Below are 25,795 nucleotides of genomic sequence, written 5' to 3'. Positions count from 1 at the left end.
GAGTTCTCAAACAACAGACACATTCGAATACTTCTCGAAACAATTTGCGATTCAATTCGCTAATTTCTTTTGTTTCGCATTTCTTCGCTGCGATGTTTATAGCTTATTTCATTCATTTTCACTTTGCAAATCCGGGTTGTTTTCCCGATATTCACTTCCGTGAAACGAATCCGCCCAGCACCATTGGAAGCTTTTCTTCATTCAGTGCTTTGCACATGAAGAATTGCTTCTCAGTGAAGGGGGTTTGTCACCACTCAGCGGCGGCGACTCAGAAGACATTACACGCTCCCCCGCGGCCGTGCAAATCGGCTGCGGAGGAGCGTGCAATGAAGGGATTGTGGTGCTAGCTGCCCGATACCTGCACTGTGGCCAGGTTCTTTTTGCCCCTGCGCAACAGCAGGTATTTGCCGTGCAGCAGCTCGGACCGGGGTATCACGGCATCCGGGTCGGATACCTTGGCGTTGTTGACATACGCCCCGCCCTCGCCAACGATCCTGCGCGCGGCGGACTTGCTGTCAGACAACCCTGACGCAACCAGCAGATCAATGATCCCCAGGCCGGCCCCGTCAACCGCGGCCGACGGAAGCTCTGATGTCGCCGCGGCGAGAGTCTGCTCGTCCAGCGCAGTCAGGTCGCCATTGCCGAACACCGCAGCCGACGCCGCGATGACCTTTTCAGTGGCTTCGACGCCGTGCACCAGGGAGGTCACCTCGTATGCGAGCTTGCGCTGGCCCTCGCGGGCAAAGGGACGTTCGGCAACGGACACCGCAAGCGCCTCGATCTCGGCGCGGCTCAGGAAGGTGAAGACCTTGAGCCGGTCAACAACGTCGGCATCGGCGGTGTTCAGCCAGAACTGGTAGAAGGCGTAGGGGCTGCACATGGCAGGATCCAGCCAGATGGCGTTGCCTTCGCTCTTGCCGAACTTGGTCCCGTCGGCGTTGGTGATGAGCGGGGTGCCGAGCGCGTGGACGGTCTTGCCTTCCACCTTGCGGATGAGTTCCGTGCCGCTCGTCAGGTTTCCCCACTGATCGGATCCGCCGGTCTGCAGCACGCAGCCGTAGTCGCGGTAGAGCTGCAGGTAGTCCATTCCCTGCAGGATCTGGTAGCTGAACTCCGTGTAGCTGATGCCCTCGTCGGAGCTGAGGCGCGATGCGACGGCATCCTTGCGCAGCATTGTGCTCACGCGGAAGTGCTTTCCGATCTCGCGCAGGAAGTCGATTGCGCTCAGCGGCGCGGTCCAGTCAAGGTTGTTCACCATGCGGGCGGCGTTGGCGCCGTCGAAGCTGAGGAACCGCCGGACCTGGGCCTGCAGGTAGCCCACCCACTCGGAAACTGTGTCCTTTGTGTTCAGGGTGCGCTCCGCCGTCGGCCGCGGGTCACCGATCAGGCCCGTGGAGCCGCCCACGAGGCCAAGGGGTTTGTGGCCTGCCAGCTGAAGGCGCCTCATGAGGAGCAGCTGGACCAGGTTACCCAGGTGAAGGCTCGGGGCGGTGGGGTCGAACCCGCAGTAATACGTGACCGGGTCCCCGGCGAGGAGTTTCTCCAGTTCCACCTCATCGGTGGACACGTGGACAAGGCCGCGCCATTTGAGCTCCTGCCATACGTTGGCGAAGCTGGGGTCGTTCTGCTGGGATTCGAGGTCGTTTAGGTGTGACACGCCTTCTAAGTTAGCAGGATCGGCGGCACCTGGCGTCAGTGCACCAGGCGCCCGTCATCAGAGCCGACCACGGGCGCCCGGACCAGGCCCGGAACTATCTCAGCGTTCGATGCCAGCCGGAATGCCCGCGCCCGCGATCAGCCGGAGCCGCTGCGTGGGCCGGGTCATGGCCACGTAGAGGTCTCCCACCCTGCCGTGTTCGTGGTTCAGCATCGCCGATGGTTCCAGAACCACAACGCCGTCGAATTCCAGTCCCTTGGCTTCCCGGGGGCTGATCACCACGACGTCCTGTTCGTAGCTGCCGGCACCTGTCCCGATGCGGCGGCCGTAGACGGCGCGCAGCGCCGCGGTTGCTTCGTTGAGGAGGTCACCGTCGGCAATCACGGCGAGCAGTCCGCCGTCGAGCGCGTCCAGCTCGTCCGGAAGGACCTCCACGAGCCGGCTCACCAGGCTGCCCGGCTCCACCCGGTCGATGATGGGCGACCAGCGGCCTTCCCGGACCGCCTTGGGCGCGGACACCACGAGGCCGGCGGCGTTGGCCATGCGGGCGGCGGCCTCGGCAACCTGCGACGGCGTCCGGTAGTTGACCGTAAGTTCCTCAAGCTGCCAGCGGTCGCCGAACAGCGGCGCAAGGGCGCCCTGCCACGAATTTGCGCCCGCCACGGAGCTGGTCTGCGCGATGTCCCCCACGATGGTGAAGGATTTCAGCGGGCAGCGGCGGACCAGGAGGCGCCACTGCATGGGAGACAGCTCCTGCGCCTCGTCGACCACGATGTGGCCGAACGCCCACGTGCGGTCGCTGGTGGCGCGCTCGGCTGCCGTCAGCCGGGCCTCGCGCTCCTGGTTCTGCTCAACGAGTTCCTCGGCCGACATCAGGACATCGACGCCGGCGGTCTCCATGTTGACCAGCGTCTGCCGGGCATTGGCCAGGTCGCGGGCGCGGTCGTGCTCCTGCTGGGCGAGCCCGCGGCCGGCGGCGGCATCGAGCTCGCCGAGGAGCTCTGCTGCCTCGTCGAGCAGTGGAACATCGGACTCGGTCCACGGCGCGTCAGGGGCGCGCAGCAGCAGCTCGCGCTCCCGTGCGGTGAGCTTGGGCGTGCAGGCTTCCAGGATCGCGGGCTTGCTCAGCAGTTCGCTGACCAGCTTTTCCGGCGTCATGGGCATCCAGCAGAGATTGAGCGCCACGCGCACGTCCCGGGCCGTGCGGACGTCCTCGGCGAGGTAGGAGCGGTCGGCGTTGTTGCCGATGCTGCCGGCTTCCACCAGTTCCGTCATCTGCTCCGTCAGTTCACGCAGGAGGATCTTGACGAAGGTGACGCGGGCCTCGTTGTGGGGCTTTCCGGTGGAGCGGGCACGTTCCCGGGCGCGGCGGACCTGGCGCGGCGTGAGCACAAGCTTGCGCCCGTCAACTTCCAGGATGCGGTTCTCCGCGGGGATGCGCTGCCGGTTGGCCACGGCATTGGCTATGACATCGGCCATGTCCAGCCGCCCCTTGATGGCGGCAATGTCCGCCTCGGGCTCAGGCACGGCATTGATGCCCGGCATCAGCCTGCCAAGGCTGGCCATCACCACGCCAGTCTCGCCCAGCGACGGGAGGACCCGTTCGATGTACTTCATGAACGACGACGACGGTCCCACGAGCAGGACGCCGGCGGTCTTGAGCCGGTCGCGGTGGGTATAGAGCAGATAGGCGGCGCGGTGGAGGGCGACGGCGGTTTTTCCGGTGCCCGGCCCGCCCTGGACCACGAGGGCCCCGGAGATTGAGGAGCGGATGATGCGGTCCTGCTCGGACTGGATGGTGCCGACGATGTCCGACATCCGGCCGGTGCGCCTGGAGTTCAGGGCGGCAAGCAGCGCGCCCTCGCCCTGCAGGGACTCGGAGTCGGCGAGCATGTCGGCATCGAGGACGTCGTCCTCGATGGCCTTGACCTGGCGGCCCTGGAGGATCAGGTGCCGCCGCCGGCGCACTCCTTGGCGGTCGAACGCGGTGGCCTGGTAGAAGTGCCCGGCCTCAGGCGCGCGCCAGTCCACCATGAGCCGGACCAGGTCCTCGGTGGTCAGTCCGATGCGGCCGATGTACTGCGCCTCGCCGGAGTCGAGGTCAAGCCGCCCGAAGACCAGGCGGTCGTCGACGGCGTCGAGCTGTGCCAGGCGGTCCTCGTAGAGGGCTGCGAAGGCGTCGCGCTCGGAAACGTTCTGCATGGTGCCCACGGCACCGGCACGGCGAACCTGCGCCAACTGGGTGCGCTTTTCGGCGCGCAATTCATCAAGCCGTGCATACAAACCGGCAACATAGGCCCGTTCGTGGGCCAATTCGGCGTCGTGCATCTAGACGTTCCCCTATCGCAAAAGACAGACCGTCCATTCTACAACCATTTTGGTGGACATGGCTGCAGTGGCGGCTGCGGCTGCCGGTGGGGCATGACCCGTGGCAGCATGGCCGGTGCTACAGGCGCAGCAGGGAGCGCACGCGGTGCCCGGCGAGTGCCGAGCGCCCGCGCAGTTCCCCGAGCTCCATGACCACGCCCACGCCGGAGACGTGGACGCCGCAGCGCTCGAACAGCCGCGCCGCAGCGCCGAGGGTGCCGCCCGTGGCGAGGACGTCGTCCAGGATCAGCACGCGGCTGCCGCGGGCAAGATCGGTGGTGTGCAGTTCGAGCGTGGACGTGCCGTATTCCAGGGCGTAGTCCTCCGCGAACACCTCGCGGGGCAGCTTGCCCGCCTTCCGCACGGTGATCACGCCCGTTCCGGTGGCATAGGCCGCCGCGGCGGCGAGCAGGAACCCACGGGCCTCGACTCCGGCCACGGCATCAAACTGCCCCTTGAAGGGTTCCACCAGGGCGTCCACGACGGCCCGCAACGCCCCGCCGTCGGCAAACACGGGAGTCAGGTCCTTGAACATGATCCCGGGTTTCGGGTAGTCCGGCACGGTGGCGCAGAGGCTGCTGATCAGCTCGTCCACGGGGACGGTTTTGGGGGCGGGGGCTTGTTCGCGCTGGTTCACGCGTCAAGCCTACTGCGCCGAAACTTAGTGCGCAGAACGGATCTTCGCCGCCTTGTAGCGGGAGACAGTGGGGTCGCCGGTCAGCCAAAACCGCCAGGGGTAGTCGTGTGATCCGCCGTCCCCGGAGACGCCAACCCTGGGTCCGGAGCTGATATCCGCGGCGGGAGCCGGCGGAAGCTGCAGCCCGAAGGGAGCGCTCAGCGCGTCGCGTCCGCTGTCCGCCGTCGTCAGGCCGAGGGCAAAGGCCAGCCGGGCCGGACCGCTGGCAAGGTCCCGGGCCGATTTCGACGTCGGCCGCCTCACCAGCGCAGCGTCCCGGCCGGCCACCACCTCACCGGCGCGCAGCAGGACGGCGGACGCGTGTCCGGGCGGTCCGCAGACGATGTTGGCGCAGTAGTGCATGCCATACGTGAAATAGACGTAAAGGTGTCCCGCCGGGCCGAACATCGGCGCGTTCCGGCGTGTGGGGCCGCGGAAGGTGTGGGAGCCGGGGTCCGGATGCAGGGAGTCACCGGGCCCCATGTAGGCCTCAACCTCGGTGAGCCGCACGGAGACCGGCCCGTCAGTGGTGTCGTGGGTGAGGATTGCCCCCAGCAGCAGCGGAGCGATCTCCCGGGCATCGCCGGACAGCACTTCCCGCACACGGGCCTCCGGCACGGACGGTCTGCTGTTGACGGTCATGGTCAGACTCTACCGAACGACCGGGGCACGGGGTTTGGATGCCGGACTGGCCCGGTTTTGAATCCCCGCCGGCGGAACAGCGCCCTGGGCGGCCGGGCCGTCGCCGCAAAACTGGGCCAGTCCGGCAGCACGTCCGCCCGCCCACGGCCATGTCCGATTTCCGCTAGCCCTGCCCCGTGGCGGCTGGCAGGATGGGTTCATGGACTTTTGGCAGCGCTACCGCGCAATCGATGCGCGGGACACCCGTTTCGACGGGCAGTTCTACACGGCGGTGCGGACCACGGGCATCTACTGCCGGCCGTCGTGCCCGGCCAGGACGCCGAAAGCCGAGAACGTCACCTTCTACGAAACCTCGGCTGCGGCCCACGACGCCGGCTACCGCGCCTGCAAGCGATGCCTGCCCGAAGCAGTGCCGGGAACGCCTGCCTGGAACATCCGCTCCGACATTGCCGGCCGCGCCATGCGGCTCATCAACGACGGCGTCATCAACCGCGACGGCGTGGAGGGCCTGGCCGCGCGCCTGGGGTATTCATCCCGGCAACTGAACCGGATCCTCAGCCATGAACTCGGTGCCGGTCCACTGTCCCTCGCCCGGGCCAGCAGGGCGCAGACCGCCCGCACGCTGCTGGTGTCCACGCCCATGAAACTCGCTGACGTCGCCTTTGCCGCCGGCTTCAGCAGCGTGCGCCAGTTCAATGAGACCGTGGGCGAGGTGTTCGACATGACGCCGACCGCCCTGCGCGGCACCGCCCGCCACCACCTGTCCCCGGCGGCCAGCACAGCCCTTACGCTGAATCTTCCCTACCGCGAACCGTTCGATCCCGGCATCTTCAGTTTCCTGGCGGTCCGCGCCATCCCGGGGATCGAGGCAGGAACGCCGGTTTCCTACGCGCGCTCGCTCAGTCTCCCGCACGGCGACGCCCGCTTTCGGGTGGATTACGACGCCGGCGCTCCCGGCCGGCCGCTGGTCCTCACCATCGGCGCGGTGGACCTGCGGGATCTCCCGGCACTGCTGAGCCGCGTCCGGCGGCTTTTCGACCTCGACGCCGATCCTGTGGCCATCGACAGCGCGCTGGCCGCGGACCCCCGGCTGGCGGCGGAGGTGGCCTCCGCTCCCGGCATCCGCATGCCCGGCGCCCTGGACCCGCAGGAACTCCTGATCCGCGCGATGATCGGCCAGCAGATCACGGTGGCCGCGGCGCGGACGGCACTCACGCAGCTGTCCGCAGCCGGCAGCCCCAGCATGGTGGCCGCCGAGGGGCTCGACCGGCTGTTCCCCACCCCGGCGCAGATCGCCGCGACGGGCGGGGAACTGCTGCGCGGGCCGCGGCGCAGAATAGAATCACTCGTGGCGACCGCCCAGGCCCTTGCTACAGGGGACCTGGAATTGGGGTACGGGGATGACCTGCCCGGCCTGCGCGCAAAGCTCCTGCCCGTGGCGGGGGTGGGACCCTGGACGGTGGGGTATGTCGCGATGCGGGTGATCGGCGCTCCGGATGTTTTCCTGGCCAACGACGCCGCCGTGCGCAACGGAGTCCGCGCCCTTTCCGTACCGGGTGCTGCCACACAGGATGCCGGCGGACAAGGTGCCGGCGCAAATAGCGCGGCGGCGACATCCGATTTCAGCGAGGTCAGCCCGTGGCGGTCCTATGCCACGATGCACCTCTGGCGCGCCGCCGCGGCCGCCCCCAAGACCACTGCCAAGACGGCACATACAACGAAGGCGATGACATGAAAGCCCAGCTACTCACGATGGCCACCCCGGACGGCCCGTTCACCATCATTGCCCGGGACGGTGTGGTGCTGGCGTCGGGTTGGACGGCGGACACCGGCGAACTCACCGGCCAGATCCATCCGGAGCTGATGCCCGAGTCCTACGATGCCGTGGACGATCTCGGCCCCATTTCCGCGGCGGTGGAGGCCTTCTACGCAGGCGACCCCGCGCCGGCCATGAGCGTGCCCGTGCTGCAGAAGTCAGGACCGTTCCGTTCCCACGCCTGGGACGTGCTGCGCACCGTCAGCCCGGGAGCCCCCGTTACGTACACGGAGTACGCGGCACTCTCAGGCAACTCGAAGGCAGTGCGCGCGGCCGCCAGCGCGTGCGCCTTCAATGCCGCTGCACTATTCGTGCCGTGCCACCGGGTGGTCCGGACGGATGGCACCCTTGGCGGCTTCCGGTGGGGGCTCCGCGTCAAGGAAAGCCTGCTGGCCCGCGAAAGGGAATCGCTCACAACGGATGCTCTCACAGCGGAATCACTCGCGGCGGACTCCCTTACGGCGCAGGTGCGTTAGGCCAGGCGGTGCCCGGCCGCGTCCCTACTTGGACGCCGGAACTCCCGACGGCCATGGCAGCAGCTCCGGCAGATCCACGCCGTCGGCCGCCGCCGAGGCGCGCAAGCTTCCGAGTGAAGGTTCGCGGCCGGCGAGCCACGCCGCGATGTCAGTGACCATTCCGCTGATGACCGTGGAACGCCCGCCGGCACCGATTGCCACGGGCGGCAAGCCGAGGGGCTGGAGCACGAACTTCTGTCCCTCCGGCACGCGGGCCGACAGGAAATCGAAGAGGCTTTCGCAGAACTGCCTGCTCCAGGTTTCCGGCCCGCGCCCGGTGCCGAGGTCGGACGCATGGATCACGAGCTCGCGCCACAAGGCCAGGCCGCCGTCGAACACCACTCCCCCGCGGTAGGAAATGGGAACCTGCCAGCCGCCGGGTTCAAGCGAGTCGAACGCCTGCAGGGCCCGTTCGAGCGCCGCGGCGAGGTCGCGGCGGTGTTCGTCGATCCCGTGGCCGGCGGCCGCTTCGATGGCATTCGTGCGGCCGTCGTAGCCGCCGTCGTACAGCTCCACCGTTTCACCGCGGGCGGCGAATTCCAGTTGCCGGGCCATGGCATTCGAGATTCCGGTGATGTGCGCCAGCACATGTCCGCGGGTCCAGCCCGCCAGCAGTGAGGGTGCCGGGACGTCTTCTTCGGTGAGTTTGCCGGCTTGGGCGGCAACGACGTCGGCAGCTTTGTGGAGTTCGGCGAGCAGCGTGTCCGGTGTGATTGCGGTCATACGGCAATCGTAGCGGACAGTTAATCTGGCTTAACGCAGGTCCCGCGCCCGGCCGGGGCCGTAGAAGTGCCTGATGTGCCGGCGGTCGTGCCGGGCCTGCCAGAATTCAATCTCCAGCGGGTGAACGGCGTACAGCTGCCAGTCCGGATTGTCCGATCCGTCGGCGCCGGGTCTGGCGTTCCAGTCCGCTGCGGACGCCTCGGCGGAGAGCTCCACCACGGGCCCCGCAACGCGGACCTGCCTGCCCTGTGGCGGCCAGTAGAAGTTCAGCGCCGCCCTGGGGTTGGCGGCGAGCTCCCGGCCCTTACGCGAGGACCTGGAAGTGGCGATGTGCCAGCCGTCGTGGTCGATGTTCTTGAGGATCAGCGTTCTGGAGGACGGCTGGCCGTCGTAGCGGGCGGTGGCCAGACTGCACGCATGCGGCTGCGGCACGCCCGCGGCCAGGGCTTCGCGGAGCCATTGGCGGAAGAGCTCGGCGGGGTCGTCCGGTGCCTCGTCGGGGTTGAACTCCGGAAGGTCTTCCGGGAAGTCCGGGAGGGCACGCAGGTACTGGCGGAAGGCATCGCTCATGGCGCAATGGTAGTGGTGAGTCTTCGGCGGTAAACGCACAACGCTCTCTCACTTTTCGCAGAAAATCCGCCGACCCTCCTGCAGGTGGTGCAGGAGCGTCGGCCAAAAAGCTGCAACAAGTGAGAGAGCGTGTGGCTGTTAGCCCGCGTACTCGCGGACGCCGGCGAGCTCGCTTTCGAGGGCGGCTAGCTGGCGTTCGACGGCGGCCGGCGCCGTCCCGCCCTGCGAGTTCCGGCTGTTGAGCGAGCCTTCCGTACTGAGGACCGTGCGGACCTCGGGCGTGAGGTGTTCCGATATGGCCGCGTACTCCTCGTCCGTCAGGTCCCAGAGCTCGACGTCGCGGCTTTCCGCCTGTTTCACAGCGGCACCGGAGAGCTCATGCGCCTCGCGGAACGGAACACCCTGGCGGACCAGCCATTCGGCGATGTCCGTGGCCAGCGCGAAGCCCTGCGGTGCCAGGGACTCCATTCGTTCGGTGTTGAACTTCAGCGTGGCGATCATGCCGGAGACGGCCGGGAGCAGCAATTCCAGCGTGTCGGCGGCGTCGAACACCGGTTCCTTGTCCTCCTGCAGGTCGCGGTTGTACGCGAGCGGCAGTCCCTTGAGCGTGGCCAGCAGCCCGGTGAGGTTGCCGATCAGCCGGCCGGCCTTGCCGCGCGCCAGTTCGGCCACGTCCGGGTTCTTCTTCTGCGGCATGATCGAGGAGCCGGTGGAGTAGGAATCGTGCAGGGTCACGAAGGAGAACTCCTTGGTGGCCCACAAAATGACCTCCTCCGACACCCGGGACAGGTCCACGCCGATCATGGCCGTGACCCACGCGAACTCGGCGAAGACATCGCGGGAGGCGGTGCCGTCGATCGAGTTGTGCGTGGCCGAGAAGAAGCCCAGGTCAGCTGCCACGGCCTCCGGGTCCAGCCCCAGTGAGGAGCCGGCCAGTGCGCCGGAACCGTAGGGCGAAACCCCCGCGCGCTTGTCCCAGTCCTGAAGCCGCTGCACATCGCGCAGCAGAGCCCAAGCATGGGCCAGCAGGTGGTGGCTGAGCAGGACAGGCTGGGCGTGCTGGAGGTGGGTGCGGCCCGGCATGGCCACTCCCTGGTGCGCCTTGGCCTGGTCCACCAGCGCGTCGATCGTGGCGAGGACGCCGCGGGCGATGATCCGGGCATGGTCGCGCAGGAACATGCGGCCAAGGGTGGCCACCTGGTCGTTGCGGGACCGCCCGGCGCGAAGCTTGCCGCCGAGCTGGGTTCCTGCGCGCTCGATCAGCCCGCGTTCCAGCGAACCGTGCACGTCCTCATCGGACTCCGCCGGCACGTAGGCGCCCGACGCAACGTCGTCATCCAGTTGGGTCAGGGCAGCGAGCATGCCTTCGAGTTCGGCGCCGTCCAGCAGCCCGGCCTTGTGCAGCACGCGGGCGTGTGCCTTGGATCCGGCGATGTCGTAGCGGGCCAGGCGCCAGTCGAAGTGCGTGGACTTGCTCAGTGCCGCGAGGGCGTCCGCGGGACCGCCGGCGAACCGGCCGCCCCACAAGGCGCCTGTGTTTGTGGCTTCCGATTTCTGCTCAGCCACAGGGACTACTTTCCTGCGACGCGGATGTCGCGGCCGGAGGCGACCTTGGCGGACATGCCCCACAGCTCGATGAAGCCACGGGCCATGGACTGGTCGAACGTGTCGCCGGTGTCGTACGTGGCGAGGTCGAAGTCGTACAGCGACGTCTCGGAGCGGCGTCCGTTGACGATCGCCTGGCCGCCGTGCAGCACCATGCGGATGTCGCCGGAGACATACTTCTGGGTGTCTTCGATGAACGCGTCCAGGGAGCGCTTGAGCGGGGAGAACCACTGGCCGTCGTAGACCAGTTCGGCCCAGCGCTGGCCGACAGTGGCCTTGAAGCGGGCCTGCTCGCGCTCGATGGTGATGTCCTCGAGGTGCTTGTGCGCGGTGATGAGCGCCATGGCACCCGGGGCTTCGTAGATTTCGCGGGACTTGATGCCTACGAGGCGGTCCTCGACGACGTCGATGCGGCCCACGCCCTGGGCGCCGGCGCGGCGGTTCAGTTCCTTGATGGCCTGCAGCGGGGTGACCTTGACGCCGTCGATAGCGACCGGAACGCCGGCTTCGAAGGAGATGGTGACCTCGTCCGGGGCCGGCGGGAATTCCGGGGCGGCAGTGTAGTCGTAGATGTCCTTCGTGGGGGCGTTCCAGATGTCCTCGAGGTAGCCCGTCTCGACGGCGCGGCCCCAGACGTTCTGGTCGATCGAGTACGGGTTCTTCTTGGTGGTCTCGATCGGCAGTCCCTTTTCCTCGGCGAAGGCGATGGCCTTGTCGCGGGTCAGGGCGAGGTCGCGGACCGGGGCGATGCACTTCAGGTCCGGGCCGAGGGTCTGGATGCCCACTTCGAAGCGGACCTGGTCGTTGCCCTTGCCGGTGCAGCCGTGGGCCACCGTGGTGGCGCCGAATTCGCGGGCGGCCTTGACCAGGTGCTTGACGATCACCGGACGGGAGATGGCGGACACCAGCGGGTAGTGGCCCTGGTAGAGGGCGTTGGCCTTCAGCGTGGGCACGCAGTATTCGTTGGCGAATTCGTCGCTCGCATCGGCCACGTAGGCCTCCACGGCGCCGCAGCCCAGCGCGCGCTGGCGGATGGTCTCCAGCGATTCGCCGCCCTGCCCGACGTCGACCGCCACGGCGATGACCTCGGCGCCGGTGGCTTCACCGATCCAGCCGATGGCTACGGAAGTATCCAGGCCACCGGAGTAGGCCAGAACAATACGCTCAGTCACGGAAATGCTCCTTAGTTGTTTTGTTGATCATGCTTGTCTGAAGAAATTCGCCTGAAAAAATTCGTTCGGTAAAGCCTGCCACACCGCCGCACGCAGCCGCGTGGCGGCCGGCTACTGGCTGGTGCCGGCTTCCTCGGCGAGCTGCAGGAACCGCGCCGCAAGCTCGGGCCCGCCCTGCGGATCCCGGGCAACCAGCAGCACGGTGTCGTCCCCCGCAATGGTGCCCAGGATGGACGGCATCACGGAATGGTCTATCGCCAGGGCGAGGAAATTCGCGGCCCCGGGAGGGGTCCGCAGCACGGCGATGTTGGCGGAGGCCTCGGCCGTCACCAGCAGCTCCCCGCACAGCCTGGCCAGCCGCGCGTCGAGGATTTCCTGGCTGACCCCGCTCTTGGCAGCCCGTTCCCCGCCCTCGCCGGGGACGGCATAAACCAGGACGCCCTCCTTGCCGCGCACGCGGACGGCCCCGAGCTCCACGAGGTCCCGGGACAGCGTGGCCTGGGTGACCTGTACGCCGTCGTCGGCCAGCAGCGCGGCAAGCTCGGCCTGGGAGCGCACCGACTCGCCCGTCAGGATCGCGGTGATCCGCGCCTGGCGGGCCGTCTTGGTGGCCGGGCTCGCGCCCGGCGACGGGGGCTGGACGGACAACTAGGCCTGCCCGGTGGCCGGCGTCTGCCCTGGCACCGGCGCCAGCCCATCGACCGGCGCCAGCCCGTCGACAACTGCCAGTCCGGACTGGTGCATGAGCCAGGCCATCAGTGCCTTCTGCGCGTGCAGGCGGTTTTCGGCCTCGTCCCAGACGATGGACTGCGGGCCGTCAATGACGCCCGCCGAAATTTCATAGCCCCGGTAGGCGGGAAGGCAGTGAAGCACGACGGCGTCTTCCGCCGCGTGCGCCATTGCGGCCTCGTCGACGGAGTACTCGCGGAAGAGCTGCAGCCGGGCTTCCTTTTCCGCCTCCTGGCCCATGGACACCCAGGTGTCGGTGGCCACGACGTCAGCGCCCTTGAGCGCTTCCGCGGCGTCCGTGGTGATGAGGACGGAGCCGCCGGTTTCGGCGGCGCGTTCCCGGGCTGCCGCCACGATGCCGTCCGCCGGCAGGTAGCCTTCGGGGCCGGCGATCCGGACGTGCATTCCGGCGGTGACACCGGCCAGCAGGTAGGAGTTGGCCATGTTGTTGGCGGCGTCCCCCAGGTAGGCCATGGTGAGCCCCTTGAGTTCGCCCTTGTGCTCCTTGACGGCCAGGAGGTCCGCCAGCAGCTGGCAGGGGTGGTAGTCATCGCAGAGGGCGTTGATCACGGGAACCCGGGAGTTTTCCGCCATCGCGACCAGGCCCGAGTGCGCGCCGGTCCGCCACACGATGGTGGAGACCATGCGCTCCAGCACCTTGGCCGTGTCCTCCACGGATTCCTTGTGGCCGATCTGCGCCTCGCCGGGGTTGATGATCAGGGCGTTGCCGCCCATGTCCGCAACGCCGGTGGCGAAGGAAACCCGGGTCCGGGTGGAGGTCTTGTCGAAGATCACGGCCACGGTCTTGCGGCCGTTGCCGTCTGCGGCAAAGGGCTGGACACTGTAGGGCGCCGCTTTCAGGCGGACGGCCAGCTCCAGGACCTCGGCCTGCTCGGCCGGGCTGAGGTCGGTGTCCTTGAGAAAGTGGCGGGTCAGGGGTTTGGGAGTCACTGCTGCAGTCACTGTGCTTCCTTTGCGGTTTGCAGGATGGCCGGAAGGGCGGCCAGAAAACGGTCCGCCTGATCTTCCGTGAGGATCAGCGGCGGGGCCAGGCGGATGGTCCGCGGCCCGGGGCTGTTGATGATGAAGCCGGCGTCGAGCGCGGCCGTCACGGCGGCGGGGGCAACCTCGGCGTCGAGGTCGAAGCCGATCAGGAGTCCCTCCCCGCGGACCTCCGTGACACCGTCGACGGCGGCCAGGGCGGCGCGGAGATGCTCCCCCACCGCCCGGACGTTGTCCAGCACGTGCTGGCTTTCGACGGCGTGGAGCGTGGCCAGGGCGGCGGCCGTGGCCACCGGGTTTCCGCCGAACGTGGTGCCGTGCTGTCCGGCCGTCAGGAGGGACGAGGTCTTTTCGCCGAACGTGACAAGGGCTCCGATGGGGAAACCGCCGCCGAGCCCCTTGGCCAGGGTCACGGCGTCGGGAACAATCCCGGCGTCTTCGCTGGCCAGCCATTTTCCGGTGCGGCCGATGCCCGTCTGCACCTCATCCAGGATCAGCAGGGCACCGGCCTGCGACGTGAGCTCGCGGGCCGCCTGCAGGTAGCCGGCCGGGAGGGGCCGGACGCCGGCTTCGCCCTGGATGGGTTCCAGGAAGACGGCGGCGACGGTGTCGTCCACTGCGTTGCGGAGGGCGTCAATGTCGCCGAACGGAATGTGCACCACACCGCCGGGCATCGGTTCGAAGGGAGCCCGGTAGGCTTCCTTCGCCGTGAGGGCCAGAGCCCCCATGGTCCGGCCGTGGAAGGCGCCCTCCAGCGCGATGATCCTGGTCCTGGGCTTGCCGTCAGGTCCGGCCGAATTACGGCGGGCCAGTTTGAAGGCGGCCTCATTGGCCTCGGTGCCGGAGTTGGTGAAGAAGACCTTCGAGCCCGCCGGCGCCTTGCTCAGTGCCAGCAGCCTCTCGGCCAGGGCGATCTGCGTGGGGCTGGTGAAAAAGTTCGAAACGTGCCCCAGCGTGGCCAGTTGGCTGGCGATCACCGAGGTCACGAACGGGTGGGCGTGGCCCAGGGCGTTCACCGCGATGCCGCCGAGCAGGTCCAGGTATTCCTTGCCGTCGGCGTCCCAGACCAGGCAGCCGGCTCCGCGGACCAGGACGCGCTGGGGCGTGCCGAAGACGCCCATGAGCGATGACGAGTAGCGCGCCAGCCATTCGGCGCCGGCATGGCCGCGCGTTTCTACCAGCTCAGCCACCGGCGACTGCTCAACGACTGCTGATTGTTCAAGGTTGCTCATGCGTTCGTCTCCTCGTCCGGGACCACTTGCGTACCGATCCCCGCCGTCGTAAATGTTTCAAGCAGCATGGAGTGGGCCAGGCGCCCGTCCACGATGTGCGCACGCTCCACCCCGCCGTCGACTGCCTTGAGGCAGGCCTCCATCTTGGGGATCATGCCGGATTCGAGCGACGGCAGAAGATCCCGGAGTTCGGAGGCGGTCAGCGACGAAATCAGGGACGAGCGGTCCGGCCAGTTCGCGAACAGGCCTTCGACGTCGGTCAGGATCACCAGCTTGGAGGCGCCCAGCGCTTCGGCCAACGCGGCAGCGGCGGTGTCCGCATTGACGTTGAGGACCTGCCCGGTGGTCTGGACCCGCTGCCCTCCGCCGTCGCCCGTGCCGTCGTCGAAAATTTCCGGGGCCACGGTGGAGATCACCGGAATCCGGCCTGCGGCCAGGATGTCGACGATTCCCTCCGGGTTCACGCCCACAACCTCGCCCACCAGGCCCAGGTCCACCTCTTCGCCGTCGACGACCGTTCCGGTGCGGACGGCGCGCAGCAGGCCGCCGTCCTCGCCGGACATGCCCACGGCGTACGGACCGTGGGAGTTGATCAGGCCCACGAGCTCGCGGCCCACCTGGCCGGTGAGGACCATGCGCACCACGTCCATCGCCTCGGGGGTGGTGACGCGCAGGCCGCCCTTGAACTCGGATTCGATTCCCAGCCGGCTCAGCATGGCGTTGATCTGCGGGCCGCCGCCGTGGACCACCACGGGGTGGATCCCCACATGGTGGAGGAACACGACGTCTTCAGCGAACGCGCGGCGGAGTTCATCGTTGACCATGGCGTTGCCGCCGTACTTGATCACCATGGTGGTTCCGGCGAAGCGCTGGATCCACGGCAGGGCCTCGATCAGCGTGCCGGCCTTGCCCTGGGCATCGCTCATGGACGTGGTCTCGCGGGTCTGGGTGTTCATGCTGCTGTTCTCCAGGGGTGGCTGGGTGGATCTAGCTTGAGTAGGCGCTGTTCTCGTGGACGTACTCGTGGGTGAGATCGTTGGTCCAGATGGTGGCTTCCGCGGCGCCGGCCTGCAGGTCGATCTCCACCAGCACTTCCCTCGGTTCGAGGTCCACGAGCTTGCGGTCCTGGCCGATGCTGCCGTTCTGGCAGATCTGGATGCCGTTCATGGAGACGTTCAGTTCGTCGGGTTCGAAGGCGGCGTCCGTTGTTCCGACCGCGGACAGGACGCGTCCCCAGTTCGGGTCCTTGCCGAAAATGGCGGCCTTGAAGAGGTTGGACCGGGCCACGGCACGGCTGACGATTTCGGCGTCGCGTTCGCTGGCCGCGTTGAATGTGCGGATGGCGATGTCATGGCTGGCGCCTTCGGCATCGCCGATCAGCTTGCGGGCCAGCTCGGCGCACACGCTGGTCAGGCCTTCGCCGAACGCCTCGGCGGACGGCACGGCACCGGAGGCACCGGAGGCCATCAGGACCACGGTGTCATTGGTGGACATGCAGCCGTCGGAGTCCGCCCGGTCGAAGGTGACGCGCGTGGCGTCGCGAAGGACGACGTCGAGCATTTCCGGCTGGACGTCGGCGTCGGTGGTGAGGACCACCAGCATGGTGGCAAGGCCGGGCGCCAGCATGCCGGCGCCTTTGGCGATACCGCCGATGGTGAATTCGTTGCCTTCGGCGTCCACGCCGGTGAAGACTGCCTGCTTCGGCACCGTGTCCGTGGTCATGATGGCCGTCGCGGCGTCCGCTCCGCCGTCCGCGCTGAGGGCAGCAGCCGCGGCGTCGATCCCCGGGACGATCTTGTCCATGGGGAGCTGCTCGCCGATCAGTCCGGTGGAGCAGACGAAGACGTCGGTGGCTGAAATGCCGAGGACTTCGGCTGTTTTCTCCGCCGTGGTGTGGGTGTTCTGGAAGCCCTGCGGTCCGGTGCAGGCGTTGGCTCCGCCGGAGTTCAGGATGACGGCGTCCACGCGGCCGTCCGACACGACCTGGCGGGACCAGTGGACGGGGGCGGCAGCCACCCGGTTGGACGTGAAGACGGCCGCGGCCGCCTTAGACGGGCCGTCGTTGACCACGAGGGCGAGGTCCGGGTTCCCGGAGGCCTTGAGGCCGGCCTTGACGCCCGCGGCGCGGAATCCCAGGGGTGCGGTAACGGTCACGGGGCAACTCCCTGCAGGTTGAGGCCGGCGGTTTCCGCCAGGCCGAGGGCAATGTTCATGGACTGCACGGCGCCGCCTGCGGTCCCCTTGGTGAGGTTGTCGATGGCGCACGTGACGATGACGCGGCCGGCGTGTTCGTCGAAGGCCAGCTGCATGGCGGCGTGGTTGGAACCCTGGACCGACTTCGTGGAGGGCCACTGGCCTTCCGGGAGCAGGTGCACGAACGGTTCGTCGTCGTAGGCTTCGGCCCAGGCGCTGCGCAGTTGTTCGGCCGTCACTCCGGGCTTGACCCGGGCCGTGGCGGTGGTGAGGATGCCGCGGCTCATGGGGGCCAGCGTGGGAGTGAAGGAAACGGTCACGGGCTCCCCCGCGGCGTTCCCGAGCCCCTGCTCGATTTCCGGTGTATGGCGGTGGCCGCCGCCCACGCCGTACGGACTCATGGACCCCATGACCTCGGCGCCGATCAGGTTCACCTTGGCGGCCTTCCCGGCCCCGGACGTGCCCGAGGCGGCTACGATGACGACGTCCGCCCCCTGCAGCAGCCCTGCCGCGAATCCGGGTGTGAGCGCCAGCAGGGCCGACGTCGGATAGCAGCCGGGCACGGCGATCCGCGTGGCGCCCTTGAGTTTCTCGCGCTGGCCGGGGAGTTCCGGCAGCCCGTACGGCCATGTGCCGGCGTGCGCGGAGCCGTAGAACTTTTCCCAAGCGGCGGCGTCTTCCAGGCGGTGGTCCGCACCGGCGTCGATCACCACGGTGCCCTCAGGCAGCTGCGCGGCTATCTCTGCCGAGGCGCCGTGCGGCAGCGCCAGGAACACGACGTCGTGGCCCGAGAGGTTCTCCACGGTGGTGTCCTCAAGGATGCGGCTGGACAAACCATGGAGATGCGGCTGCAGTTCGCCTAGTCTGGAACCGGCGTTGCTGTGCGCGGTGATGGCACCGATGGTGACGTCCGGATGACCGGCCAGGAGGCGGAGCACTTCGCCGCCGGCATAGCCGCTAGCGCCGGAGACGGCAACAGAAATAGTCATGGGAACGACTATACAGCAAGAGTATGCATAGGTTCCGATATTTATGCATGCCACAATGGTGCCCCCTGAATGACCCCCAAGACCGCCGCGGGAGCTCCCGAAACAATTGGACACGCACTCCCGGCGTATGCTTGAACGTGGGTGATCCAGACCGCGCAGGCCGAATGTCGGCTGCAGCGTTGCCCGTAACAGTTACGAGGCAGGCCGTTCATGACCCCCACCATCACTTCAGAGCGCCCGCAGTCAGGGGTCCGCCAATCCAGGATCAGCCAGTCCAATCACGTGACCCAGAGCTATTCGGAACTGCTGAAATCAGTCCGCGCAGCCGGGTTGCTGGAACGTCGCCAAGGCTTCTACATCACCATTTTTTCGAGCCTCGTGGTTCTGATGACGGCCACCTGGTTTGGCTTCGCGCTGATCGGACAGAGCTGGTTCCAGCTCCTCATCGCGGCAGCCCTAGGAATCATCTGCACGCAGTTGAGCTTCCTCGCCCATGAAGCGGGGCACCGCCAGATCTTTGCCTCCCGGCGGGCCAACGACTGGTCGGCGCGGCTGATCGCCACCTCCGTGGCCGGCATCAGCTACTCCTGGTGGGAGCAGAAACACGGGGCGCACCACAACCACCCGAACGTCATCTCCAAGGACCCGGACATCGCCACGGGCGCCCTCGCGTTCCACCCGGAAGCCGCCGCCGGCCGCCAGGGCCGCCTCTCGTTCCTCACCCGCAAACAGGGCTGGTTCTTCTTCCCGCTGCTGTTCCTCGTGGGCCTGGGCCTGCAGATTGATTCGGTCCGCTTCATCTTCCGCCGCGCCAAGGTCACCCACCGCTGGGTTGAACTGCCCATCCTCCTGGCCAGGCTCAGTGTCCTTCCGATCCTCGCCTTCACCTTCCTTCCGATCGGCATGGCTTTCGCCTTCATCGGCGTCCAGCTCGCCGTTTTCGGCTTCTACATGGGGGCCTCCTTTGCGCCCAACCACAAGGGCATGCCGGTCCTTCCGGCAGACAGCCGCGTTGATTTCCTCAGCCGGCAGGTCCTCACCTCCCGGAACATCTCCGGCGGCCGGTTCATGGACATCCTGCTCGGCGGCCTCAACCGCCAGGTCGAACACCACCTCTTCCCCGACATGGCCCGCCCGCAGCTGCACAAGGCGACGGCGATCGTGCGGCAGTACTGCGACACCCACGGCATTCCCTTCACGGAGACGACGCTCACGGCGTCCTACGGCATCATCGTCCGCTACCTCAACGAGGTGGGCCTCGCCGCCGGTCGGCGCTTCGAATGCCCCATGGCCACCGTCACCCGGCGTTACTGAGCCGCGTTAGGGAACGGCGTTACTGAACCGCGTTACTGAACGTCGGTCCGACTTCACCCTTCAGCGCCCCGGTCCCTAGGATGAGATGAGGATCAGGTGCCGGAGGTCCCGGGCCGGAGAAGGAGAGATTCAATGACGCACGCCATCGTTGCCCCGCAGCCCGGCGGACCCGAAGTCCTGGATTTCGCGGAGGTGGACCGCCCCGTTCCGGGCCCGGGCCAGCTCCTCGTCAAGGTGGCGGCCGCCGGCGTCAACTTCATTGACACCTACCAGCGGAACGGCACGTACAAGGTGCCGTTCCCGTTCACCCCCGGTTCCGAGGCCTCGGGAACCGTCGAAGAAATCGGCGAGGGCGTCACCACCTTCGCCGTCGGAGACCGGGTGGCCACCGCTGAAGGTTCGCGGTGCTACGCCGGCTACACCGTCCTGGACGCCAGGAAGGCCCTTCCCGTGCCGGACGGCCTGGACGATCTCACGGCGGCCGCACTGCCGCTGCAGGGCATGACCGCCCACTACCTCATCAACTCCTCTTTCCGCGTGGAACCCGGCCACACGGTCCTGACGCATGCCGGCGCCGGCGGAGTCGGCCTCCTGCTGATCCAGTTGCTCAAAGCCAAGGGAGCACGCGTCATCACCACTGTTTCCACTGATGAGAAGGAAGCACTCGCCCGGGAAGCCGGCGCGGACCATGTGCTGCGCTACCACGGCTTCCCGCACCACGTCCGGGAACTGACGGACGGGGCCGGCGTGCACGTGGTGTACGACGGCGTCGGAAGGGACACGTTCGACGGTTCACTGTCCTGCCTGCGCACCAGGGGTTCCCTGGTCCTGTTCGGCGCCGCCTCCGGTCCCGTCCCGGCTTTTGAGCCCCAGCGGCTGAATGCCGGCGGATCCCTGACGCTGACACGGCCGTCGCTCGCCCATTTCCTGCTCAATGAGCAGGAGCGGCACTGGCGCGCCGGAGAGATCTTCGCGGCCGCAGCCAACGGGGACCTCAGCGTCCGGATCGGCGCCACGTATCCGCTGGCCGAGGCCCGGCAGGCCCATGAGGACCTCGAAGGCCGCCGCACCACCGGCAAAGTGCTGCTGGTTCCCTAGTCAGGCAGGCCCTGCGCCGGCGCCTGGTTAACAGGCCTCTGGTTAACACCAGGTAAACCGCGACACCTTCCGTTCATCTTGCCGGGAAAGAATCCAACTGTGAATGAGCCGCTTCCGCAGACAACCGGCACCATCGGCGCCCTGACAGGCGAAGCGACGCCCGCCGTCGTGCACGCCCCCCAACTGCCGGGTGCCGCCGCGGCGCCGCCGGAGCGGACGCTGCTCGACATCCTGTCCAACTCCGCAGCCCGTTTTCCGGACGCGTCGGCGCTGGACGATGGCCACCGTTCCCTGAGCTACGCCCAGCTCATGGCCGAGGTACGGACGGCCGGCCGCCGCCTCCACCTGGCCGGCCTCGGCGCGGGCGACAGGATCGGCGTCAGGATCCCCTCCGGCACGAACGAGCTCTACATCTCCATCCTGGCCATCCTGCTGATCGGTGCGGCGTATGTCCCCGTCGACGCCGACGATCCCGACGAGCGCGCCAAGCTGGTGTTCGGCGAGGCGGGGGTAGCCGGGATCGTGCGGGCCCACGGAGACATCGTCACCGACAAGAAACGTCCGCGGCCCTTTCCCGGGCCGCGGACCGCACATCCCGACGACGACGCGTGGGTCATCTTCACGTCCGGTTCCACGGGGACGCCCAAGGGAGTGGCCGTGCCGCACCGGTCCGCGGCGGCCTTCGTGGATGCCGAGGCCAGGATCTTCCTGCAGGATGAACCCGTGGGGCCGCAGGACCGGGTGCTCGCCGGCCTGTCTGTGGCGTTCGATGCGTCATGTGAAGAGATGTGGCTGGCCTGGCGCCACGGCGCGTGCCTCGTGCCGGCTCCCCGCGCCCTGGTCCGCACGGGCATGGACCTCGGGCCGTGGCTCATCAGCCACGGCATCACCGTTGTCTCTACCGTCCCCACGCTCGCGGCCTTGTGGCCGGCCGAGTCCCTTGAGAGTGTCCGGCTACTGATTTTCGGCGGCGAAGCGTGCCCGCCGGAACTCGCCGAACGCCTTGCCGTGGAGGGCCGTGAGGTCTGGAACACCTACGGCCCCACCGAGGCGACTGTCGTTTCCTGCGCGGCGCCCCTCGGCGGCAGCAGGCCGGTCAGGATCGGCCTGCCCCTCGACGGCTGGGACCTCGCGGTGGTTGATTCCGACGACGTTCCCGTGGCCGAAGGGGAAATCGGTGAACTCATCATCGGCGGCGTCGGCCTGGCCCGCTACCTCGACCCGCTGAAGGACGCGGAAAAGTACGCCCCCATGCCCTCGCTGGGCTGGCGCCGTGCCTACCGTTCCGGCGACCTCGTCCGGTACGAACAGGCCGGCCTGATTTTCATGGGGCGTGCCGACGAACAGGTCAAGCTCGGCGGCCGCCGGATCGAACTCGGCGAGATCGATGCCGCCCTGCAGTCACTTCCGAGCGTGGCGGGCGCCGCAGCCGCAGTCCGCACCACGGCGGCCGGCAACCAGGTCCTCGTGGGATACCTGGCGCCGGCAGGGGACGCCGAACTGGATCTGGCGGCCGCCAGGGAGCAGCTTCTCGCCACGCTGCCGGCACCGCTGATCCCGATGCTGACCGTGGTCGAAAGCCTGCCCACGAAAACCAGCGGAAAAGTGGACAGGCATGCCCTCCCGTGGCCGCTCGAAGGGGCCGGAGCGGCGGACGCCGCGGCCGCCCCCCTAAACCTGCCGGACGACGCCCAATGGATTGTCGACCAGTGGAGGGCAGTCCTTGGCAGCAACGTGGCAAACCTCGACGCAGACTTCTTCGCCCACGGCGGCGGCTCGCTGGCAGCAGCCCAGCTCGTCTCCGCCCTCCGCCTGCGCTATCCCACCATCACGGTCGCGGACATCTACGCCACCCCGCGCGTCGGCGCCCTGATTGACGCCGCCCGGCAGTCCCTGCCCGAAGGCGCCACCGCGGGCCCGGCACCGGACCGGCCGGTGCGGCCCACGGCACTGAAATCCCAGATCTTCCAGACCCTCATGGGCATCCCGCTGCACATACTCGTGGGCATGCGCTGGCTCACCTACCTGATGGCGGCCAACAACCTGCTGGCCGCGTTTGGAGGCTTTGCCGCCGCACCCACGCTGTCCTGGTGGTGGATTGCAGTGTCCTGGCTGGTCTTTGTGAGCCCGCCGGGCCGGATGGCCATCTCGGTGGCCGCGGCGCGGGTGCTGCTCCGGGGCGTGGTGCCCGGGACCTATCCGCGTTCCGGCAGGGTGCACCTGAGGCTCTGGCTGGCCGAGCAGATCCAGGACCTCGCAAGTGCCATCAGCCTGGCCAGCGCTCCGTGGGTGCCCTACTACGCAAGGGCGCTGGGGGCCAAGATCGGCAGCAACGTCCACCTGCACTCGCTGCCTCCCGTCACCGGGTTCCTGTCGCTGGGCAGCGGCAGCAACATCGAGCCCGAGGTGGACCTGTCCGGGTGGTGGATCGACGGCGACATCGTGCATATCGGCCGCGTGCACGTGGGGGCCGGGGCCACCGTCGGCGCCCGCAGCACGCTGATGCCGGGAGCGAGCATCGGCGCCGGCGCCCAGGTGGAGCCGGGCTCGGCCGTCCTGGGCAAGGTCAAGGCCGGGCAGGTTGTGGCCGGCTCCCCCGCTGAACGGCGCGGCAAGGCCAAACAGGACTGGCCGGCCGTCCAGCCCGTCAGCTCGCTCATCGGCAGGCTCTGGTTCGCAGCCTTCGCTGCCGCCTCCGCGGTCCTGGCCATGATTCCCTACGCATCAGCGATTTCGGCTGCCCTCGTGGTCTTCCTGTTCATCAGGGGAAGCGAATCCATCGTCAGCGCGTGGCCGCAGCTGCTGGCGTCCCTGCCGCTGGCTTCCCTCACGTGGTTCCTGGTCAATGTCCTGCTGATACTGGGCACCACGCGCCTGCTGGGCATGGGCCTCAAGGAAGGCTACTACCGCGTCCGGAGCCGCATCGGCTGGCAGGTGTGGGCCACCGAACGCGTCCTGGACATGGCACGCGACCTGCTGTTTCCGATCTACGCCAGCCTCTTCACTCCGGTCTGGCTGAGGCTGCTGGGGGCCAAGGTCGGCAAGAATGTCGAGGTCTCCACCGTCCTCCTGCTGCCGAAGATGACCACGGTAGGTGAGGGCGCCTTCCTGGCCGATGACACGATGGTGGCCTCCTACGAACTGGGCGGCGGCTGGATGCGGATCGCTCCGGCCAAGATCGGAAAGCGTTCCTTCCTGGGCAACTCGGGAATGACCGCGGCCGGACGAAACGTCCCGAAGAATTCCCTGGTTGCAGTGCTGTCCGCAACGCCCAGCAAGGCGAAATCCGGCACCTCGTGGCTAGGCAGCCCGCCGGTCAGGCTTCGGCGGACGGCGATTGCGTCCGATGACACCCGGACGTTCCAGCCGCGGTTCGGGCTCAAGGTGGCCCGGACCCTCTGGGAGCTGTGCCGCTTCGTCCCGGTGATGCTGACCGTTGCCCTGGCCCTTGGTGTCATGGTCATGTTTGATTGGCTAGCAGCCCTGTTCAACTACGGTGCCGCGGCAGCACTCGGCGGGCTGGTTATCCTGCTCGCCGGAGGCGCGGCCGCCGGAAGCGCCGTGGCGGCCAAATGGCTGCTGGTGGGGAGGATCAAAACCGGCGAGCACCCGTTGTGGAGCTCGTTCATCTGGCGCAATGAAGTGGTGGACACGTTCATTGAAATGGTCAGCGCGCCCTGGTTCGCCAGGTCTGCCAGCGGAACGCCCGCCCTCGTATGGTGGCTGCGGGCCCTCGGCGCCAAGATCGGCCGCGGCACGTGGTGCGAAAGCTATTGGCTGCCGGAGGCCGACCTTGTAACCCTCGGTGCCAGCTCAACAGTCAACCGCGGGTGCGTGGTCCAGACCCACCTCTTCCACGACCGGATCATGAGCATTGACACTGTTACCCTCGAAGACGGGGCAACGATGGGCCCGCACGGAGTCATCCTGCCGCAGGCACGGATCGATAAGGGCGCGACCGTGGGTCCGGCGTCCCTGGTGATGCGGGGCGAGACCGTTCCGGCAGGGACCTACTGGATGGGCAACCCGGTCAGCCCCTGGACGGGGCCGTCTGTTCCGGCTCCCCGGCTGAAATAATGGCCAGCCCGGCATGCCCGGACGGGCCCGACGACACCCTGAGTGAGGCAACGCGTTTTATGAGTTCCGCAGAATCCCCCGGTCCGGCGGCGGTCCTGCCCGTGCCCGGATCCGCCGGCACCGACCCCTACGTCCCGGGGCACGGGACGGATGCCTACCGAGTGGCGCGCTATGAACTGGACCTTGACTACAGACTCGCCAGCAACCGCCTGAACGGCCGCGCGGTGCTGCACGCCGTGGCCGCCCGCAGGACGTCCGCCGTCGTCCTCGACATGACCGGCCTCCGCGCCCTGAAAATCCAGTTGAACGGCTCCCGCGTGCGCAGATTCACCCAGCGGGCGGAGCAGCTCGTGGTGCACTGTGAGCAGGCCCTGGAACCGGGAGCGGAATTCACCCTTGACATCCGCTACGACGGAAATCCGTCGCCCCGCAGGGGCCTGTGGGGCGAAGTGGGCTGGGAGGAACTCACCGACGGCGTGCTCGTCGCGGGCCAGCCCAACGGCGCGCCGTCGTGGTTCCCCTGCAACGACCACCCGCGGAACAAGGCTAGCTACCGCATTTCCGTCACCACCGACGCCGGGTACCGGGCCGTGTGCAACGGCCTGCTCGTGGAGCACACCACCAGGTCGAGCCGGCAGACCTGGGTCTATGAACAGGCCGAGCCCATGGCGACGTACCTGGCCACGGTTCAGATCGGGCGGTACGAGCTCCTGACCCTGCCCGTGTCCGGCGGCGTGGCCCAGTTCGCCGCCGTCCCGGCAACGCTCACGCATTCTGCGCTGGCCGGGCTGACCCGCCAGACGGACATGATGCGGACCTTCGTCAGTTGTTTTGGCCCCTATCCGTTTCAGGAGTACACGGTGGTGGTGACGGAGGACGAACTGGAAATTCCGCTCGAGGCGCAGTCGCTGTCCATCCTGGGCCGCAACCATCTCCGCTCCGATTGGGAGTCCCAGCGCCTCATCGCGCACGAATTGTCCCACCAGTGGTTCGGAAACTCCCTGACGGTCAGCACCTGGGGTGACATCTGGCTGCACGAGGGATTTGCCTGCTATGCGGAATGGATCTGGTCGGAGGAGGCCGGCATCATGACGGTGCAGGCCCGGGCCGCGGCCGCCTGGCGGCGGCTTCGCTCAAGCCCCCAGAACCTGCTGGTGGGAGACCCCGGGCCCAGGCTCATGTTCGATGACAGGGTCTACAAGCGCGGTGCGCTGGCGCTTCACGCGCTCCGCGTGGCCTGCGGGGACATGGCATTCTTCGCGCTGCTCCAGGAATGGACCCGGACGAGGAGCCACGGCTCCGTGTCCACCGCCGAATTCATCTTGACCGCCGACCGTGTGACCGGCCTGGACTCGGAATCCCTGCTGCACCCGTGGCTGTACGAAGAGGCACTTCCGGCCATGCCGGGGGCCTGAAGC

General features: G+C 67.8%; 20 protein-coding genes. 6 read left to right on the top strand and 14 right to left on the bottom strand.

The window, feature by feature from the left end:
• Window positions 1-343 precede the first annotated feature (343 nt).
• The 4 genes from tyrS to J7I89_RS14865 all read right to left on the bottom strand — a co-directional run bounded on the left by tyrS (window position 344) and on the right by J7I89_RS14865 (window position 5,342).
• Window positions 344-1,657 carry a tyrosine--tRNA ligase gene (gene tyrS / locus J7I89_RS14880; protein WP_214971793.1) on the bottom strand — a complete coding sequence of 438 codons (1,314 nt, stop codon included), beginning with the start codon at window positions 1,655-1,657 and terminating at the stop codon, window positions 344-346.
• A 99-nt stretch (window positions 1,658-1,756) separates the two neighbouring features.
• Window positions 1,757-3,985 (bottom strand): AAA family ATPase, encoded by a 2,229-nt coding sequence (locus tag J7I89_RS14875; protein WP_214971792.1) that lies wholly within the window; start codon window positions 3,983-3,985, stop codon window positions 1,757-1,759.
• 118 nt (window positions 3,986-4,103) lie between these two features.
• Window positions 4,104-4,661, bottom strand: coding sequence for an adenine phosphoribosyltransferase (locus tag J7I89_RS14870; protein WP_214971790.1), 558 nt, complete (start codon window positions 4,659-4,661; stop codon window positions 4,104-4,106).
• A gap of 24 nt (window positions 4,662-4,685) precedes the next feature.
• Window positions 4,686-5,342 (bottom strand): DNA-3-methyladenine glycosylase, encoded by a 657-nt coding sequence (locus tag J7I89_RS14865; RefSeq protein ID WP_214971787.1) that lies wholly within the window; start codon window positions 5,340-5,342, stop codon window positions 4,686-4,688.
• A 199-nt stretch (window positions 5,343-5,541) separates the two neighbouring features.
• On the opposite strand from J7I89_RS14865, the gene J7I89_RS14860 reads away from it, so the two are divergent.
• Together J7I89_RS14860 and J7I89_RS14855 are read left to right on the top strand one after the other, a co-directional pair.
• Window positions 5,542-7,077: a DNA-3-methyladenine glycosylase 2 family protein gene (locus tag J7I89_RS14860; protein ID WP_214971784.1), complete on the top strand. Its 1,536-nt coding sequence runs from the start codon at window positions 5,542-5,544 to the stop codon at window positions 7,075-7,077.
• Window positions 7,074-7,634 (top strand): methylated-DNA--[protein]-cysteine S-methyltransferase, encoded by a 561-nt coding sequence (locus J7I89_RS14855; RefSeq protein WP_214971781.1) that lies wholly within the window; start codon window positions 7,074-7,076, stop codon window positions 7,632-7,634. The genes J7I89_RS14860 and J7I89_RS14855 overlap by 4 nt, the downstream gene beginning before the upstream one ends.
• A gap of 24 nt (window positions 7,635-7,658) precedes the next feature.
• On the opposite strand, the gene J7I89_RS14850 is transcribed toward J7I89_RS14855, so the two are convergent.
• From J7I89_RS14850 to argC, 10 genes are all read right to left on the bottom strand, one after another.
• Window positions 7,659-8,396 carry a maleylpyruvate isomerase family mycothiol-dependent enzyme gene (locus tag J7I89_RS14850; RefSeq protein ID WP_214971778.1) on the bottom strand — a complete coding sequence of 246 codons (738 nt, stop codon included), beginning with the start codon at window positions 8,394-8,396 and terminating at the stop codon, window positions 7,659-7,661.
• A 30-nt stretch (window positions 8,397-8,426) separates the two neighbouring features.
• The gene (locus J7I89_RS14845; protein ID WP_214971775.1) at window positions 8,427-8,966 is read right to left on the bottom strand and encodes a pyridoxal 5'-phosphate synthase; all 540 of its coding nucleotides are present in this window, start codon (window positions 8,964-8,966) and stop codon (window positions 8,427-8,429) included.
• 138 nt (window positions 8,967-9,104) lie between these two features.
• Window positions 9,105-10,532: an argininosuccinate lyase gene (gene argH / locus J7I89_RS14840; RefSeq protein ID WP_214971772.1), complete on the bottom strand. Its 1,428-nt coding sequence runs from the start codon at window positions 10,530-10,532 to the stop codon at window positions 9,105-9,107.
• Window positions 10,533-10,537: 5 nt separating this feature from the next.
• Window positions 10,538-11,743, bottom strand: coding sequence for an argininosuccinate synthase (locus tag J7I89_RS14835; RefSeq protein ID WP_214971769.1), 1,206 nt, complete (start codon window positions 11,741-11,743; stop codon window positions 10,538-10,540).
• 111 nt (window positions 11,744-11,854) lie between these two features.
• Window positions 11,855-12,391: an arginine repressor gene (locus tag J7I89_RS14830; RefSeq protein WP_214971767.1), complete on the bottom strand. Its 537-nt coding sequence runs from the start codon at window positions 12,389-12,391 to the stop codon at window positions 11,855-11,857.
• On the bottom strand, window positions 12,392-13,435 hold the full coding sequence (argF, locus tag J7I89_RS14825) for an ornithine carbamoyltransferase (RefSeq protein ID WP_214971764.1): 1,044 nt from the start codon (window positions 13,433-13,435) through the stop codon (window positions 12,392-12,394). It lies immediately after the preceding gene.
• A complete protein-coding gene (locus J7I89_RS14820; protein ID WP_214971761.1) occupies window positions 13,432-14,706 on the bottom strand; it encodes an acetylornithine transaminase in 1,275 nt (424 codons plus the stop codon). Before J7I89_RS14820 ends, argF begins: the two co-directional genes overlap by 4 nt.
• Window positions 14,703-15,662 carry an acetylglutamate kinase gene (gene argB, locus J7I89_RS14815; RefSeq protein WP_214971759.1) on the bottom strand — a complete coding sequence of 320 codons (960 nt, stop codon included), beginning with the start codon at window positions 15,660-15,662 and terminating at the stop codon, window positions 14,703-14,705. Before argB ends, J7I89_RS14820 begins: the two co-directional genes overlap by 4 nt.
• A 31-nt stretch (window positions 15,663-15,693) precedes the next feature.
• Window positions 15,694-16,860, bottom strand: coding sequence for a bifunctional glutamate N-acetyltransferase/amino-acid acetyltransferase ArgJ (gene argJ, locus J7I89_RS14810; protein ID WP_214971756.1), 1,167 nt, complete (start codon window positions 16,858-16,860; stop codon window positions 15,694-15,696).
• Entirely contained in the window at window positions 16,857-17,888 is a 1,032-nt protein-coding gene (gene argC / locus J7I89_RS14805) for an N-acetyl-gamma-glutamyl-phosphate reductase (protein ID WP_214971753.1), read from the bottom strand. Before argC ends, argJ begins: the two co-directional genes overlap by 4 nt.
• A gap of 210 nt (window positions 17,889-18,098) precedes the next feature.
• Between argC and J7I89_RS14800 the strand changes: the two genes are divergently transcribed.
• The 4 genes from J7I89_RS14800 (at window position 18,099) to J7I89_RS14785 (ending at window position 25,792) form a co-directional block, all read left to right on the top strand.
• Entirely contained in the window at window positions 18,099-19,202 is a 1,104-nt protein-coding gene (locus J7I89_RS14800) for an acyl-CoA desaturase (protein WP_214971750.1), read from the top strand.
• Between the two features lie 132 nt (window positions 19,203-19,334).
• Window positions 19,335-20,300, top strand: a complete 966-nt coding sequence (locus J7I89_RS14795) for a quinone oxidoreductase (protein WP_214971747.1) — start codon at window positions 19,335-19,337, stop codon at window positions 20,298-20,300.
• Window positions 20,301-20,441: 141 nt separating this feature from the next.
• Window positions 20,442-24,377: a Pls/PosA family non-ribosomal peptide synthetase gene (locus J7I89_RS14790; RefSeq protein ID WP_251045370.1), complete on the top strand. Its 3,936-nt coding sequence runs from the start codon at window positions 20,442-20,444 to the stop codon at window positions 24,375-24,377.
• A 59-nt stretch (window positions 24,378-24,436) separates the two neighbouring features.
• Complete coding sequence (locus J7I89_RS14785) at window positions 24,437-25,792, top strand: M1 family metallopeptidase (protein WP_214971740.1); 1,356 nt, start codon at window positions 24,437-24,439, stop codon at window positions 25,790-25,792.
• The last annotated feature ends 3 nt before the right edge of the window (window positions 25,793-25,795 follow it).

The organism is Arthrobacter sp. ISL-5 (genome assembly GCF_018613835.1).
GTDB lineage: Bacteria > Actinomycetota > Actinomycetes > Actinomycetales > Micrococcaceae > Arthrobacter.
Note: the sequence above shows the minus strand (reverse complement) of the source record. Positions and strands in the feature narration are given on the sequence as shown.

Excerpts from the sequence above, each read along its gene's own strand:
- J7I89_RS14845 (WP_214971775.1), bottom strand. The coding sequence starts at position 8,966 with ATGAGCGATGCCTTCCGCCAGTACCTGCGTGCCCTCCCGGACTTCCCG.
- J7I89_RS14795 (WP_214971747.1), top strand. The coding sequence starts at position 19,335 with ATGACGCACGCCATCGTTGCCCCGCAGCCCGGCGGACCCGAAGTCCTG.
- argC (WP_214971753.1), bottom strand. The coding sequence starts at position 17,888 with ATGACTATTTCTGTTGCCGTCTCCGGCGCTAGCGGCTATGCCGGCGGC.
- J7I89_RS14865 (WP_214971787.1), bottom strand. The coding sequence starts at position 5,342 with ATGACCGTCAACAGCAGACCGTCCGTGCCGGAGGCCCGTGTGCGGGAA.
- J7I89_RS14785 (WP_214971740.1), top strand. The coding sequence starts at position 24,437 with ATGAGTTCCGCAGAATCCCCCGGTCCGGCGGCGGTCCTGCCCGTGCCC.
- J7I89_RS14820 (WP_214971761.1), bottom strand. The coding sequence starts at position 14,706 with ATGAGCAACCTTGAACAATCAGCAGTCGTTGAGCAGTCGCCGGTGGCT.
- J7I89_RS14855 (WP_214971781.1), top strand. The coding sequence starts at position 7,074 with ATGAAAGCCCAGCTACTCACGATGGCCACCCCGGACGGCCCGTTCACC.
- J7I89_RS14860 (WP_214971784.1), top strand. The coding sequence starts at position 5,542 with ATGGACTTTTGGCAGCGCTACCGCGCAATCGATGCGCGGGACACCCGT.
- J7I89_RS14875 (WP_214971792.1), bottom strand. The coding sequence starts at position 3,985 with ATGCACGACGCCGAATTGGCCCACGAACGGGCCTATGTTGCCGGTTTG.
- J7I89_RS14850 (WP_214971778.1), bottom strand. The coding sequence starts at position 8,396 with ATGACCGCAATCACACCGGACACGCTGCTCGCCGAACTCCACAAAGCT.
- J7I89_RS14800 (WP_214971750.1), top strand. The coding sequence starts at position 18,099 with ATGACCCCCACCATCACTTCAGAGCGCCCGCAGTCAGGGGTCCGCCAA.
- argB (WP_214971759.1), bottom strand. The coding sequence starts at position 15,662 with ATGAACACCCAGACCCGCGAGACCACGTCCATGAGCGATGCCCAGGGC.